The organism is Pseudoalteromonas luteoviolacea (assembly GCF_001696455.1).
In the GTDB taxonomy this organism is placed as follows: Bacteria; Pseudomonadota; Gammaproteobacteria; order Enterobacterales; family Alteromonadaceae; genus Pseudoalteromonas; species Pseudoalteromonas luteoviolacea_C.
This window is the reverse complement of record NZ_MAUJ01000020.1, coordinates 16,703-30,525: the sequence shown is the minus strand read 5'-3', so window position 1 is coordinate 30,525 and position 13,823 is coordinate 16,703. Positions and strand designations below refer to the sequence as shown.

The window sequence follows — 13,823 nt, the reverse complement described above, 5'->3', positions numbered from 1 at the left end:
GCATGTGTTAGGCCTGCCGCCAGCGTTCAATCTGAGCCATGATCAAACTCTTCAATTAAAAGTTTTTGAAACCGAAGTTTCGTGCTCAATGAATTCTGTATAAATTGACTATATAGTCACTCATAAGAAATTGAGACTCTAATTCTTTTGCTCCTGAATCAAGAGCTGTTAGAACTCAATCTGTACGAGTGCCCACACAGATGATTGCTTCATATTTTTAAAGAACAATGTAACTAACCCTTGGTTAGTTACCGCAGCGTTGCTGCGAAGTGGAGCGCCATATTAACCGCTTCACTTTTAAAGTCAACTAGAAAATTTAATTTTTCTTAATTAAGCTTTCCGTTTAACTTTAACCTTCACTTTGGTTTGCGCTTTTCGTTGCATCCCGCCGTGTCAGTGGGTGCGCATTATAGGGAGATTTGAGATTGGCGCAAGCGTTTTTTAGCAGAAAATTTAAAAAACCGCTCAAACGATCAAATAACAAACAAAACCATCATTTCATGCGGGAAAAACAGGCAAAAAGTAAAAAGCCCTCTTCACTTTGAGGGCTTTTCTCGAATTGATTCTTATATACTGAGTACTAAATTAGAACTTGTACTCAATACCAAGGCCAAGATAATCTTCTTCTGTGCCATTGTCTTCATCAACAGATGAGTAAAATGCATACAACTTAGCTGCTTTAGCAAGTTTGTGGTCGATACCTATGCTGATGCCATCTACGTCTTTAGAAGCTGCCGCATCAAAATCAATCATTTGATACTGAAGTTTAACCGTATTTGCGCCAAAGCTGTAAGCAGCATTAAGCAAGAAGCCATCGGCTGTGCCTGTGCCATCTACTTTTTCTTGCTTCTGGTACATCGCACCCAATTTCAAATCATCCGTTGCTTTGAATTGACCAGTTACACGAAAAGCATCATAGCCTTTTACTTCGCTATCGCCAGCAAGCGATACATAGAACTTTGATTTTTTCAGCTTTGCATCACCATAAGTAATTGCACCTGAGTAACCGTTTTCACCGTCAGTTGCATCTTCCGCAATAAAAGTACCAAGTACTTTAAATCCATTGTAGCTTGCTGACTTAAAGGAAATAGAATCGCCTAAACGATTTTCACCTTTGAAGATGTTCTTGATATCCGCTTCTAAATCGTTGAACAGGTCAATTTTACCTTGAGACTGTTTGAAAGCAGTATCGTTACGACCGATAACAACTTCACCGAAGCTGCCTTTAAGGCCAACATATTGGTTACGAGCAGTGATATTATCATCATCACCTTTTGAGTCCGCGTCAGACACGTCAACTTGGAACTCTAATTTGTAAATAACTTCTAGTCCTGAATCTAGCTTTTCAGAACCTTTGAAACCGAAACGTGAAGCGTTGCTTTTCACTTCAGTGAAAGAGCCTTCACCTTCGTCAGAAGATTGTACTGACAGGTTTGCTTTACCATATACATCAACATCGGCATGAGCATTCAAAGATAGACCACTAAGAATAGAGAGTAATAATGCTGATTTGGTTAGTTTCATGTGTATTTCCTCAATATCGCAACACGTAATTTATTAGACAGGCGCAGTCTGCCAGCTATAAGTGACAGAAATATTACACGCAAAATAAAAATGAAATTTTATTGAAACCGAAACTTCAGCAATGTGTCATAAATAGGTAATCTTATTAAAAACAACAATATTCAAATCAATCTATAATAGAGGCCAATAGAGTTACGATAGTTTCTATGTGCTCTAGCTGATCGTTCCCTCTATGATAAGCCACATATACCTCCCTAAAATTGTGCTCAACCGAACCAACATGAAACAGTTTTTGCTGCTCAATTAGATCTGTTGCGAGCATTTTAGGTAAATATGCTGACCCCCCACACTGCAAAATTAGTTCCAGCGCAATACGCCCAGTGCTTGTACGAAAATATGGGGGCGTAGCACCATCAAACTGCCTTGCGTGCCACAATGAAAAAGCGGTTCCCCAATCAACATACACATACTGTTTGCCAAAAAAATCATCCTTACTCGTTGTGTTAAAGGTACTGACAGGAATTATAGACAAGTTTTTAACTTGTCTAACGATTAATTCATCAACTTTGGGTGGGTCGAACAATACCGCCATATCTAAAGTTCGCTCGAGTAGCAACCTTGTACTCTCTTGCTGAGTTTTAACTTCAGCAACCAAAGACACGCCTGGCAAGGATGATACAATCTGATTAATACCAAACTGTAGATACGCATCCCAAATATTGGGCGTGCCAGCCAAAGACAGTTGCTGGCGCATATTATTGGCCAACGCAACATCTAAACGTGCACGCTGCATTCCTGTTAGTAGCATTTGTGCATGAGGCAAGAGCCGCTCGCCCGGCGCCGTTAATTGAATGTTGTTTCTTTGCCGAGTAAATAAGCTCACGCCTAAATGCTGTTCTAACTGCCGAATTCTAAAGCTCACAGCTGACTGCGTTATATAAAGATTTTCTGCGGCACGTCCAAAATGGCGAGTCTTAGAAACTTCGACAAAAGTTTTTAATAGTTCCTTGTCCATTACCCCACCTTTTGATTAAAAAATCTCGTTTAAAAAAGCCAAAATAATAGTCCATACTCGTTGCAAACGATGCGAGGGAAACATCATGGATATGAATATAGCGGAATTAAAAGAAGCTTTTACTGCATCCAAATCATTTTACGATGATTTGAATTTTCCACAGGGATTTTCTAGAAGTGGTCACTTTACTTTACTGGAATCAGAGTTGCTGCAACAACATGGGCATCTGCTGAAAGGCTTAAGTGAAAAAAGGCTATCTCCTGTTAATACTTATCAGCAAAGGTTCGTTGAAATGCTAATCAGTAAACGGCCGCCGGAAAACAGGATGGAGAAAATTTGGTTCAAGTATCTATCACTCACCACCCGTAAACACCGAATTCATACGCTTAGTAGTCAGGTTAAACCACCTTCTCACTACGAAAGTCCAAAGATCAGTGAAGAACTGCCCGTTGCTGAAGTTTCAAATTAATTGACCATCCATAACTGACAAATATCAAAGTGAGTAGCGGGGGTACGAATAAAATTCTGGTCATGCCCCCGTATGAATCTTATTTTCTTCATTGCTTTTTTTCCGCTTTCAGTTAAAACTGAAGTATAAAAGGCTGTTAAGGTTGTGCGTGTGTTAAGAAAAGTGCTAATCATTGAAGACACTCCGACTATTGCAAAAGTCCAAAAACACATCGCGAGTTCGGTCGGCTACGATGTTGACGTAGCAACGACTTTAGAGAGTGCAAAGAGACTAATAAATGACCACAATTATTTTTGTGCTGTGGTTGATTTTGTGTTGCCAGACGCCACTAACGGTGAGGCAATTCCGTACACCGTGAAAGCCAATATCCCAACAATAGTGATGACGGGCAATCTTGAGTCCAGCACTCGTGACACAGTAGACAAATACCCTGTGATTGATTACATCACAAAAGAAAATAAACAAGCCTACCAATATTTAAAAAAGCAGCTTCAAAGACTCCCCCGAAATGAACAGGTCAAGGTCCTAGTGGTCGATGACTCTGCTGCAACACGAAGGCACATTAGCTCGCTACTGCAAAGACACAAATATCAGGTGTACGTCGCTGGCGATGGAGTCGAAGCCTTAGAGACTTTAAATCAAAATCCTGATATTGATGTCATTATCACTGATAACGAAATGCCGAGAATGCGCGGAGAAGAGTTGTGCGCTGAGATCCGTCGCTTGTACAGTAATGATGATAAAGCGATTATTGGAATTTCTGGCACAAATAACGCTTACCTTTCGGCTCGGTTTTTAAAAAGCGGCGCAAATGACTACCTGAGAAAACCCTTCAACCCTGAAGAGTTTTACTGTCGATTGAGTCAGAACGTAGACATGCTAGAAAATATAGCCACCATTAGAAGGCAAGCAAATACGGATTACTTAACGCAATTACCTAATCGCCGTTACTTTTTCGAACACGCAAGTAAACAGCTCACCCTTAACTGTCGACAAAATCAAAGCTCTATGCTCGCAATGATTGATATCGACTTTTTCAAGAAAATTAATGATCAGCATGGGCATGATGCCGGAGATAAAGTACTGCAATCTATCGGAGAGTGCTTTGAAAAGTTTTTTAAACATGACTTGTACGCTAGGCTTGGAGGCGAAGAATTCGCCGTGCTATTTCGCTCAGCAAGTAGTGAACAGAATATGGCGCAGCTAGAACAATTCAGACTCTTTTTAGAAAAAAACAGCAGCTCGCTTACCCCCTACCATATTCCATTCACAGTCTCGATTGGTGTGGTTGACAAAGCGATTGAAAGCATCGACCCGCTAATTAAAATTGCCGATGAAAACCTCTACGTTGCAAAGGAATCTGGTAGAAATCAAATAGCCTCTTAAATTGACATGCTGACTCATTCAAGAGGCCATAGCGTACAGATTAATTTTGAGGAACAGGTGACTTTTTAATTTTACTCGCTCTCAAGGAATCTAAGCTGAACAACAGTAATGCCCCCCAAATAAAGGCAAATGTGATGACTCGCTCTATATCAAACTCTTCTCCATAAAACATTACAGCGAGTATAAACATAAGACTTGGACCAATATACTGGAAAAAACCAAGTGTAGAGTATGGTAGCCTTTTAGCTGCCGCGGTAAAACTGAGTAGTGGTAACGTCGTCACTATACCTGCTGCGATGAGTAAGGCATTTAGACTTAATGTATTATCGAACATATTGCTCGTCGCACTAGGCGCAAGAAAAAACCAATAACCCAAGGCCAATGGCAATAGGATCAAGGATTCAATGAATATACCAGGTAAAGACTCTACAGCCATCTTTTTTCTGAGCAAACCATAAATTGCAAACGAGCACGCTAAAGACAAAGCGATATACGGAAACGAGCCAAAAGTAATCAATTGAATCACCACGCCAGTAGAAGCTAATAAAACGGCAATTTTTTGACCTAGACGTAACTTTTCAGATAAAAATAGCATGCCTAAGAATACATTCAACAAAGGGTTTATGTAATAGCCTAAACTAGCGTCAAGCATGTAGCCGTTATTGACAGCCCATATAAAGAGTCCCCAATTAAAGCCGAGCAATAAAGCTGTGACGACTAACATCATCAATAACTTCGTATTGCTAAGTACCTTACGTACTTTGTCCCAATTATTGCGCAATGAAATAACAATAAAAATAAATACAACAGACCAAATTACCCGATGCACTAGAATCTCCAGTGCATCTACTTGCTCTATCGACTTGAAGTAAATAGGCGCCAGCCCCCACATTAAGAAGGCCAGTGTGGCGTACATATAGCCCTGTTTTACGCTAGAATCAGTTGTCATTTCACTCCCCATTTATCACCCAATCGTGAAGAAGGGCTGCATTATACAGAATAAATAAAACACCACCATGGCAGTGTTTTTATCGCAACAATTAAGACCTCGAATATGTTTACAACGTGTATCGTCAAAATGCCAAATTATGAACATTTTGAATTTGATTTGTAAGACACCTTTAATGAAACCTAAGACAACTCGTCGCTGACTTACAAAACTGGTTCAAAGAATACGTATATTAAGGAAGACAATTTCACCAAAACACTCTAAAATGCGCGCAATGGAAACACGCGCGACTCTAGAATCATTGACACCCCAATCTGTACTTAAAGAATACTTTGGCTATACAAGTTTTAGAACTGGCCAGATAGATACTATCGAAGCATGTCTTAGTGGACGTGACAGTTTAGTTCTATTACCTACAGGTGGAGGAAAGTCACTTTGTTATCAGGTACCGGCTCTCATGCTACCCGGTGTCACAATTGTTATTTCTCCCCTCATCTCTTTAATGCAAGACCAAGTTGCTCAACTTCAAGCTCAGGGTATTTCGGCTGAGTTTGTTAACAATAGTATTGATTGGCAACAACAGCAAAGCATTTACCAACGATTGCACAATGGCGATATTAAACTCCTCTATGTCGCGCCCGAAAAAGTACTGCAAAGAGATTTTATAGACCGCTTAAGCAACTTGCCTCTCTCCTTATTTGCAATTGACGAAGCTCATTGTGTTTCTCATTGGGGGCATGATTTTCGCCCACATTACTGCCGCTTAAATGAACTTAAGCATGCATTTCCACATGTACCGACAATGGCGCTTACTGCCACTGCAGACATGGCAACCCGTACTGACATAGTGGCACAGCTTGGACTATCAGATCCATTTGTACATACGGGAAGTTTTGATAGGCCCAATATTCGCTATACCATCGAAGAAAAGTTTAAGCCACTCTCACAATTGATGCGTTATTTAAAAACACAAAAAGGACAAAGTGGCATCATATATTGTTCAAGTCGCAGACGAGTCGATGAAATCGCGGAGAAACTAGCCGATGGCGGATTTAATGCCGCCGCTTATCATGCGGGAATGGAGAGTGAGCAACGACAATTTGTGCAAAATGCATTTGCCAGAGATGACGTGCAAATTGTTGTTGCAACGGTTGCTTTTGGGATGGGGATAAACAAGCCTAATGTCAGGTTTGTTTTACATTACGATATTCCAAAAAGTATCGAAGCTTACTACCAAGAAACTGGCCGTGCGGGACGTGATGGCTTAGCGGCAGAAGCAATTATGTATTTTGATCCAGCAGATATTGGTCGAGTTAGGCGGTTTTTTGAAGATATTCCCGATGAACAACGCAGAAAAGTAGAGCAGCAACGATTCAATGCAATGGCAAACTTTGCTGAAGCACAAACCTGTCGCAGACAAATTCTGCTCAACTACTTTAGCGAATATCAAAGAGAACCTTGCGGTAACTGTGATATTTGCCTTAATCCCCCGAAAAGTTTTGATGCTACTCTGGTTGCTCAGCAAGCCTTATCCTGTGTATACAGAGCACAACAACGCTTTGGTTTGGGGTATATCGTGGACTTGCTACGCGGTGCAAATACTGCTCGGATCAGAGACAACCAACATCATGAGTTGAGTACTTATGGTATCGGAAAAGAACACAGCAATGAATATTGGCTTAGCGTACTGCGCCAACTGATACACCATGGCCTGTTAGCTCAAGATATTACCCAAGGGGCAACCTTACAACTAACAGAAGCGGCTCGCGCGGTACTCAGAGGCGAATATGTATTAAACTTGGCAGAGCCTCGTTTACAAGCCAGTCACGTCTATCAAGACAAATTGGCACAGTTCAATTATGATAGAAAGCTGTTTGCCAAGTTGCGTAGTTTGCGAAAAGAACTCGCCGATCAAGACGATGTACCTCCCTACGTTGTCTTTAATGATAAGACCCTTGCTGAAATGGCACAACAAACCCCAACCAACGACACTGAGTTCTTAAAAGTGTCAGGCGTTGGCTTTACCAAGCTTACAAAGTATGGTGCACCTTTCATGCAATTGATTCGCAATTATCTTGCAGCAGAATAACTAGGATATATATGACCACGATTACATATTTAGAAGAACAAGATGTACTTCTTATCCACCCTAGCATGCACCCTGACAGTGATGATTTTCAATTGTGGGGAGAAGTATTCCTCACCATGGATAGGTTGAACACAATAGAGTTCAACCAAGGTGCAGATCGACATCAATGGCGATTCGAATTTAACCAACAGCCTTTTGCATTGAACTATGAGTATTACAGTGAAAGCATTTGGATATCGCCTGAAGGCGTTGATGCATCTACACTCATGTCACTTTTACACACCACTCTTTGTTTAAATTTACAACAATAATATAGACTTACCCAAGCATGTGTGCCTAAATTAAGCCATACTAATAAGAATAAACGGTATTGGGCATACATATGGTGCTATCAAGAATTTGTTTTTTAGTATTTTTAACAACACCGCTTTTTGGTAGCCCCTCGATAGCGTGGGCTAAAGATCACGCTAAATGGCTTCAAAGTTGCGGCAATGAGCGCCCCGCACATTTCATAGATGGAAGCTATACACGAGAGCTCAGCTCGGAACATGTTTTGCCACAATTAGAAAATGCTACGATTTCTTCAATCACCCTCCATCAGCTAAACGTTTTTGATACTTCCTTGCCTGAAGAAGACAATGCCTTATTTAGATTTGCTAACCGGGCTCATGTAACAACTAAACCAGATGTAATTAAAAGTATCCTGCTATTTAAAGAACAAAGTAAATATGACCCTAAGTTGCTTGTCGAGTCTGAACGTTTACTTCGCCAACAATCCTATTTATATGATGCCCGTGTCTTTGCGGAGCCCGACTGTGATGGTAATGTCGCAGTAACCGTTGTCACTAGAGATCTTTGGACTTTGCTACCAGATATAAGCTTTAGTCGCAGTGGCGGCGAAAACTCAAGCCGTATTGGCTTTCGTGAGAGTAACCTATTTGGGCATGGTAAGCGCCTCTCTTTAACGCATATTGATGACGCAGATAGAAGTGGCTATCTGTTTGTGTACGACGATCCCAATATACTCTCTACACGATATCAAGGTAGATTAGAGTATTCAGATAATGATGACGGAGAAAGACACTATATCGGTGTCGATTACCCTTTTTTTTCAACCAATACCCCCTACAGTTACGGCGTACTTAACTTTGCAAATAAACGTATAGAGCCACTGTATGAGAACGGTGAAACCGTTTCTGAGTTTCTACAAGAAACTGAACTATCTCAAGCCTATTTTGGTATGGCAAAACAGCTCGACGATAGTTGGACACGCAGGCTCATCGTCGGCTACCGAGATGAAAAGCAGTCTTTTAGTAAAATCACAGAAACTCGCTTGCCGATTGCTGAAGACCGAACACTTCGTTATCCCTACGTGCAAACCCAATGGTTTCAAGATGCTTTTATCAAAGTTAAAAACTTTGATTCTATATACCGAACCGAAGACCTTAACCTCGGTTGGAACATCAATACACTGCTAGGCTATTCAAGTAACTCCGTCACCAATGATGACACTCGGTGGATTTGGAATGCATCACTTAGCAAGGCACATTTTACCTCTGAACAAAGCTTGATGCGATTTTTGCTTTCAGTCGATGGTAATTGGAATGTTGAAAAAGGTGAAACCGAGAACTTTATCACTCAGCTAAATTTAGAGTATTACTTAAACACAGATAACTTTGAGTCTTGGTATGCGCAATTAAACGTAGCCCATGGTAAGCATCTTACAGAGGATAAACAGCTTACATTAGGAGGAGAAACAGGCCTCAGGGGCTTCCCAGCGCGATATTTACAAGGGGAAAAGCGCATCGTACTCAATCTGGAAAAACGTTACTACTGGGAGTATGACTTATTTCAGCTATTTAAAGTTGGCGGCGCCGCTTATTTTGATATTGGCCGCGTTGAAGGCAAAGCGCTCTTTATCGAAAACAGTCAGTACTATAAAAATATTGGCTTTGGATTGAGAATGGCGCCCAGTCGTGCAAATTCTGGTCTTGTACTACACCTAGATTTAGCAGCACCAATTGATAAACCCGATAAAGTAGATTCAGTGCAGTGGCATTTCACCGTAAAGAATAAATTTTAACTTAAAGGTTTCAGATGTGAATACTGGCGCTCTCGACAGGGATCGAACCTGTAACTTAGCTTCCGGAGAGCCACGTGATATCCATTTCACCACGAGAGCACAGTAATAAAGGCAGCATCATAATAATCATATCTTTACAGAAATACCAGCCCAGCCAAGACTGTATGTCTATAATTTAAACTAATTACTAAAAATCATATTCAATTGGACTAATTCTTATATATTTAGCTATGCTTAGAGTTTAACAATAATAAACGTAAATCGATTTTAGTAGCTGAGCTACCTAACATCATCTAGAGGATTTGTATTATGACCCCTATGACCACTGAGCAAGTTGCAGAGTTTTTAAGTGTAAAAGTGGAGCGTGTAAGACGGCTTGCAAGAGAAAACTTACTGATTGCAAAAGACCATGACGAGAATGGTCAACCGATCTTTGACAAGGATGATGTCGAAAAATATAAAGAACTAGCGAAACGGCTAGGTGGCATTTAAGTAATCTAACGCCTCGCTTGCGATTACTTGCGAGGCAAAACCTTCCGACTTTCTTTCAACCACTTGTTCAACAACTGTTCTAACGGCGCACAATGCGCTTCAAGGTGTTTTCTTTGATACCAAGCAATACTCACAATTAAATAACAGCCGATGTATGTCTCAAGCTTATTGCCCGCATAGCTGGGGGTAGACTCTTTACACTCTGCGTAGTAGTCATCCAATAAGGCTTGCTTCTGCTGGCTATTAAGTGAAAATGAACAGCACAAAGCAGCCAAATCAAAATACAGGTCGTTGTGTTGCGCGTATTCAAAGTCAATAATATAAACGCCCTTGCATGTTTCTAACACATTGTCTTTCACCAAATCATTGTGACAGTAACGTATATCACTTGGCCAATGAGATAGCTGTTGAATTAAATCATTTGCCAAATTATCAAGTTGCATAAAAGCTGCGGCTTCGATGAGACTATGTGCCAAGTCCAGATTAGCTGTTTTAGGCACGTTACATCGATGAATCGTTGCTAGTGCCCTAATAAGTTCTTTAGACACATCCGCATCGTATGACGTTGCCGTCAGGTATTCGAGTACAGCTACTTTTTCTTGCTCATCAACATATATAACAGACTGAGCACTCCCAAGCTCCGCAAGTTGTTGCTGTACTTGCAACGCTGTCACCGGTACGTCACCAGCAAATAATTTTAGTAACCTCTTATCTGCACCATGTTCAAAATAATAGTTGTGATTACTGAAGCCTTTTTTAAGCTTTCTAGCCTTACTTATTTGCTGGTTTGGATACAGTTGGTTTAAAACAGCGTAAACATGCGCTAGCTCAGAGTTCCGCAAGTGGCTTACCTTCTTTCTTAGTGTATTCTTCATACCACTTTTTGTAGCCCCAGCAAGCCATAACGGTATAAAAAACATAGAGAGCAAGCGTTGGGTAATAGCCTTTTAAATAATACAAATACATAGAGGTAGCATCAATTAATATCCAATACAGCCAATTCTCTAATACTTTTTTTGCCACAAGATAGGTTGTTACGATGGCAAAGCAAGTAGTCATACTATCTAAGTAAGGTAAATCCGCATGGGTATAGGTATCCGTAATGTAACCCATGATCACAGCAATACAGGCAGTGACGACAATAATCACCACATGACGATGCAGTGACCAAGAAACAATTTTCGAATCTTCATTCTTGTTACCAGAACGCCACATCCACCATCCAACAAACGCCATTGCCAGATAATAAAAGTGTAAGAATGACTCCATCAGCAATGCACCATTCCAATACATAATTGTGTAGATGAATGTACTGAAAAATGCTGCCGGCCAACACCAGATATTTTCTTTAATAGCGAGCAATAGATACAGCATTGACAATACAACCGCTAAATATTCCCACCCCGACATTGCAGTAAAACCTGCAAACGTTTCGTAAATCAGTTCCATTACGCCTCAGGTGATAAATCGCCAGATATAAACTTACAAACAAAAACACACTTACCAAACTGCTCGTAAGAGGCCTTGATCTCTTTTTGGAGTACATTCATCACATCATCATAGTCACCAAAAATTTGCGTCGACATGGTATTTGTGATCACTTTAAGCCCTTTATGGGTATTCAATCTTTCTATAAACGATTTTATAAATGGTATGTAATCTGAATTTAGTGGGTACTTGCTAATTTCTACAGACAGCTGCATTGAATCTTCCTCAGTGTAACAACAGCATTAATATGCTCAGCAGTGTACATGCTAAGCCCCCTGTTGGGCAAAATAACTTATGCTAGCGTGCTGTATTTAGGTTTTTTGCTTCACTGACGAATGATCTCGGAAAATAGTTAATCCAATCTTGTTGATATGAAATTAGCCCTGCTTGGTTAAATTTCAATATTGTTGTAAATCTCCATGGCCCGAGCTGCTGCTCATTGTAAGAAAAAGGGTTAAACACACCAGATAAAACAGCGGTTCGCGCATCCTGATCGATAACCAATTGCGTGACTTCAAAGGTCGACTTACCATCCAATACCTGAAACTTACCCGCTTCCCAATTAAAAAACTCGGAGAACGCTAATTTATCATCAACTTTCACGCCGTAAAGCATGTCCTCCATAACTACATTTTCGTCATAGTAAGAAAGAAACTCTGTAAAATTATTTCTCGCTTGATACGTCTTAATATACTTGTTTACAACAGTAGACAGCTCTGACTGTTGATCTTCTTTATAGGTGCTATTACAGGCAGTAAGTAATATTGATAACAAACATAAGCTGATGGATTTTAGCATGCTAACGCCTCTCTTATGATGAACTTGTATCTATTTAAACATAAAAAAAGCGCCTGCACGGCGCTTTTTTTCTAGGCTCCAACGATGCCAAAAGGCGCCGCTGTTTGCCATTGTCCTCTTGTAAAATCTGGAATAGAAACAGACTCACTTCTATTGGCAACCGACTGAGCCGACAGCGGCGATATCACCGACCACGCGGCGCCATCATAAACATCTTGATCTAGCGGCTCACCATTTCTTAAACAGTAAATCATGCGCCAAAACATCAAGAAGTCCATACCACCATGACCCCCATTGCGCTCTGCCTCTTTACCCATTTTTATCCATAATGGGTGGTCATATTTGTCGTACCAGTAGCTCATATCTTCATCCCAATCATGGAAAGAGCCTCTGCCACCGCTTTCTAGCGCGATACGATTAGGAAACCCAGCAAATACACCATTAGTACCCTGGATCAAATTGTGACGCGAGTAAGGCCTAGGCGTTGTCGTATCGTGCTGCACCATAATTGAACGCCCTTTTACTGTCTTTATCATCGTGGTATTCATATCACCACAAATGTAGTTCAGCTTATTCCGTTGATGATCGGCACTAAACTCTCTTTGAGCATAAGCCGCACGCCCAAGCGCTGGCGAACTCATCGAGGTTAGGTAGTCAAATCGATCTCCACGGTTGATATTCATATAGTGAGATATTGGCCCAAGGCCATGAGTTGGGTATAAGTTGCCATCGCGACGCGTATGCCACTCTGTGCGCCACGATCCGGTTTTATGCTCTACCTCTTTCATTTGCCAACGAAGCTCGTGAATATAGGCTGCTTCTCCGTGTAATAATTCTCCAAATATACCTTGGCGAACCATGTTCAGCACCATCAATTCATCGCGACCATAGTTCACGTTTTCCATCATCATGCAGTTTTTCTGCGTGCGCTCTGCCGTGTCAACAATTTGCCACATCTCCTCGACAGTCAACGCTAGCGGCACCTCAACAAATGCATGCTTTCCACTGTTCATCGTGTCAATCGCCATAGGCGCGTGCCATTTCCATGGGGTAGAAATAATGACAATATCGATATCTTCACGGGCTAACATATCTTGATATGCCAAATCATTATTTCCGTATAATGCTGGCTTGCTTTTGCCACTGTCGGATAAAAACTTAGCAGAACGTTCCAAAACTTCGCTATGAGTATCACAAATTGCGACGATTTCAGCGCCCTCAATATAACTCATGCGCTTAACATGCCCATAACCTCGTTGTCCAACGCCAATAAATGCAACTCTGACAACATCCATCTTAGGAGCAATCAGACCGATGACCGATTTACCATGCTGACGTGACGAATGATGCGTGCTTTGTTGGGACTGTGCACAGCCTGAAACCATACCGGCAGCCGCCGCAGCGCCAGCAGCCTTTAAAAAGTGTCTTCTGTTTATATGAGTCATCTTTGTTCCTAGAATAAAGCCTAAATTTATTTAATTTTTGTTTTTGACTTAAGATTTCAAACGGTGTCTTGCTCTTGAAGCAAAG

General features: G+C 40.9%; 14 protein-coding genes and 1 tRNA gene. 6 read left to right on the top strand and 9 right to left on the bottom strand.

Annotated elements, in window-relative coordinates:
- Positions 1 to 585: 585 nt before the first annotated feature.
- Together A7985_RS24910 and A7985_RS24905 are read right to left on the bottom strand one after the other, a co-directional pair.
- Entirely contained in the window at positions 586 to 1,524 is a 939-nt protein-coding gene (locus A7985_RS24910) for a porin (protein WP_065793089.1), read from the bottom strand.
- A gap of 166 nt (positions 1,525 to 1,690) precedes the next feature.
- The gene (locus A7985_RS24905) at positions 1,691 to 2,539 is read right to left on the bottom strand and encodes a LysR family transcriptional regulator (RefSeq protein WP_065793088.1); all 849 of its coding nucleotides are present in this window, start codon (positions 2,537 to 2,539) and stop codon (positions 1,691 to 1,693) included.
- Positions 2,540 to 2,624: 85 nt separating this feature from the next.
- Here A7985_RS24905 and A7985_RS24900 point away from each other — a divergent pair, with 85 nt between their 5' ends.
- Together A7985_RS24900 and A7985_RS24895 are read left to right on the top strand one after the other, a co-directional pair.
- Complete coding sequence (locus tag A7985_RS24900; RefSeq protein WP_065793087.1) at positions 2,625 to 3,008, top strand: DUF413 domain-containing protein; 384 nt, start codon at positions 2,625 to 2,627, stop codon at positions 3,006 to 3,008.
- Positions 3,009 to 3,158: 150 nt separating this feature from the next.
- Entirely contained in the window at positions 3,159 to 4,394 is a 1,236-nt protein-coding gene (locus A7985_RS24895; protein WP_065793086.1) for a response regulator, read from the top strand.
- Positions 4,395 to 4,434: 40 nt separating this feature from the next.
- Here the strand turns inward: A7985_RS24895 and rarD are convergent, their stop codons facing one another.
- The gene (rarD, locus tag A7985_RS24890) at positions 4,435 to 5,343 is read right to left on the bottom strand and encodes an EamA family transporter RarD (RefSeq protein WP_065793085.1); all 909 of its coding nucleotides are present in this window, start codon (positions 5,341 to 5,343) and stop codon (positions 4,435 to 4,437) included.
- Positions 5,344 to 5,617: 274 nt separating this feature from the next.
- Between rarD and recQ the strand changes: the two genes are divergently transcribed.
- The 3 genes from recQ (at position 5,618) to A7985_RS24875 (ending at position 9,515) form a co-directional block, all read left to right on the top strand.
- On the top strand, positions 5,618 to 7,432 hold the full coding sequence (recQ, locus tag A7985_RS24885; RefSeq protein WP_256096856.1) for a DNA helicase RecQ: 1,815 nt from the start codon (positions 5,618 to 5,620) through the stop codon (positions 7,430 to 7,432).
- Positions 7,433 to 7,443: 11 nt separating this feature from the next.
- Complete coding sequence (locus A7985_RS24880) at positions 7,444 to 7,743, top strand: DUF3630 family protein (RefSeq protein ID WP_065793083.1); 300 nt, start codon at positions 7,444 to 7,446, stop codon at positions 7,741 to 7,743.
- A gap of 71 nt (positions 7,744 to 7,814) precedes the next feature.
- Positions 7,815 to 9,515, top strand: a complete 1,701-nt coding sequence (locus tag A7985_RS24875; RefSeq protein ID WP_065793082.1) for a hypothetical protein — start codon at positions 7,815 to 7,817, stop codon at positions 9,513 to 9,515.
- A 24-nt stretch (positions 9,516 to 9,539) separates the two neighbouring features.
- Here A7985_RS24875 and A7985_RS24870 read toward each other — a convergent pair.
- Positions 9,540 to 9,614, bottom strand: a tRNA-Arg gene (locus A7985_RS24870).
- Between the two features lie 210 nt (positions 9,615 to 9,824).
- Here A7985_RS24870 and A7985_RS24865 point away from each other — a divergent pair.
- Complete coding sequence (locus A7985_RS24865) at positions 9,825 to 10,007, top strand: helix-turn-helix domain-containing protein (RefSeq protein ID WP_063358849.1); 183 nt, start codon at positions 9,825 to 9,827, stop codon at positions 10,005 to 10,007.
- 23 nt (positions 10,008 to 10,030) lie between these two features.
- On the opposite strand, the gene A7985_RS24860 is transcribed toward A7985_RS24865, so the two are convergent.
- The 5 genes from A7985_RS24860 to A7985_RS24840 all read right to left on the bottom strand — a co-directional run bounded on the left by A7985_RS24860 (position 10,031) and on the right by A7985_RS24840 (position 13,738).
- Positions 10,031 to 10,849: a phosphotransferase gene (locus tag A7985_RS24860; RefSeq protein WP_065793081.1), complete on the bottom strand. Its 819-nt coding sequence runs from the start codon at positions 10,847 to 10,849 to the stop codon at positions 10,031 to 10,033.
- Positions 10,836 to 11,456, bottom strand: coding sequence for a nicotinamide riboside transporter PnuC (gene pnuC, locus A7985_RS24855; RefSeq protein ID WP_065793080.1), 621 nt, complete (start codon positions 11,454 to 11,456; stop codon positions 10,836 to 10,838). The genes A7985_RS24860 and pnuC overlap by 14 nt, the downstream gene beginning before the upstream one ends.
- Complete coding sequence (locus A7985_RS24850; protein ID WP_065793079.1) at positions 11,456 to 11,710, bottom strand: YkoF family thiamine/hydroxymethylpyrimidine-binding protein; 255 nt, start codon at positions 11,708 to 11,710, stop codon at positions 11,456 to 11,458. Before A7985_RS24850 ends, pnuC begins: the two co-directional genes overlap by 1 nt.
- A gap of 82 nt (positions 11,711 to 11,792) precedes the next feature.
- On the bottom strand, positions 11,793 to 12,293 hold the full coding sequence (locus A7985_RS24845; protein ID WP_065793078.1) for a hypothetical protein: 501 nt from the start codon (positions 12,291 to 12,293) through the stop codon (positions 11,793 to 11,795).
- Between the two features lie 71 nt (positions 12,294 to 12,364).
- Positions 12,365 to 13,738: a Gfo/Idh/MocA family protein gene (locus tag A7985_RS24840; protein WP_065793077.1), complete on the bottom strand. Its 1,374-nt coding sequence runs from the start codon at positions 13,736 to 13,738 to the stop codon at positions 12,365 to 12,367.
- Positions 13,739 to 13,823: the final 85 nt, after the last annotated feature.

Bases quoted from the DNA above. Each gene is read 5' to 3' on its own strand.
- A7985_RS24910 (WP_065793089.1), bottom strand. From the start codon at position 1,524: ATGAAACTAACCAAATCAGCATTATTACTCTCTATTCTTAGTGGTCTA.
- A7985_RS24905 (WP_065793088.1), bottom strand. From the start codon at position 2,539: ATGGACAAGGAACTATTAAAAACTTTTGTCGAAGTTTCTAAGACTCGC.
- A7985_RS24900 (WP_065793087.1), top strand. From the start codon at position 2,625: ATGGATATGAATATAGCGGAATTAAAAGAAGCTTTTACTGCATCCAAA.
- rarD (WP_065793085.1), bottom strand. From the start codon at position 5,343: ATGACAACTGATTCTAGCGTAAAACAGGGCTATATGTACGCCACACTG.
- recQ (WP_256096856.1), top strand. From the start codon at position 5,618: ATGGAAACACGCGCGACTCTAGAATCATTGACACCCCAATCTGTACTT.
- A7985_RS24880 (WP_065793083.1), top strand. From the start codon at position 7,444: ATGACCACGATTACATATTTAGAAGAACAAGATGTACTTCTTATCCAC.
- A7985_RS24875 (WP_065793082.1), top strand. From the start codon at position 7,815: ATGGTGCTATCAAGAATTTGTTTTTTAGTATTTTTAACAACACCGCTT.
- A7985_RS24865 (WP_063358849.1), top strand. From the start codon at position 9,825: ATGACCCCTATGACCACTGAGCAAGTTGCAGAGTTTTTAAGTGTAAAA.
- pnuC (WP_065793080.1), bottom strand. From the start codon at position 11,456: ATGGAACTGATTTACGAAACGTTTGCAGGTTTTACTGCAATGTCGGGG.
- A7985_RS24850 (WP_065793079.1), bottom strand. From the start codon at position 11,710: ATGCAGCTGTCTGTAGAAATTAGCAAGTACCCACTAAATTCAGATTAC.
- A7985_RS24845 (WP_065793078.1), bottom strand. From the start codon at position 12,293: ATGCTAAAATCCATCAGCTTATGTTTGTTATCAATATTACTTACTGCC.
- A7985_RS24840 (WP_065793077.1), bottom strand. From the start codon at position 13,738: ATGACTCATATAAACAGAAGACACTTTTTAAAGGCTGCTGGCGCTGCG.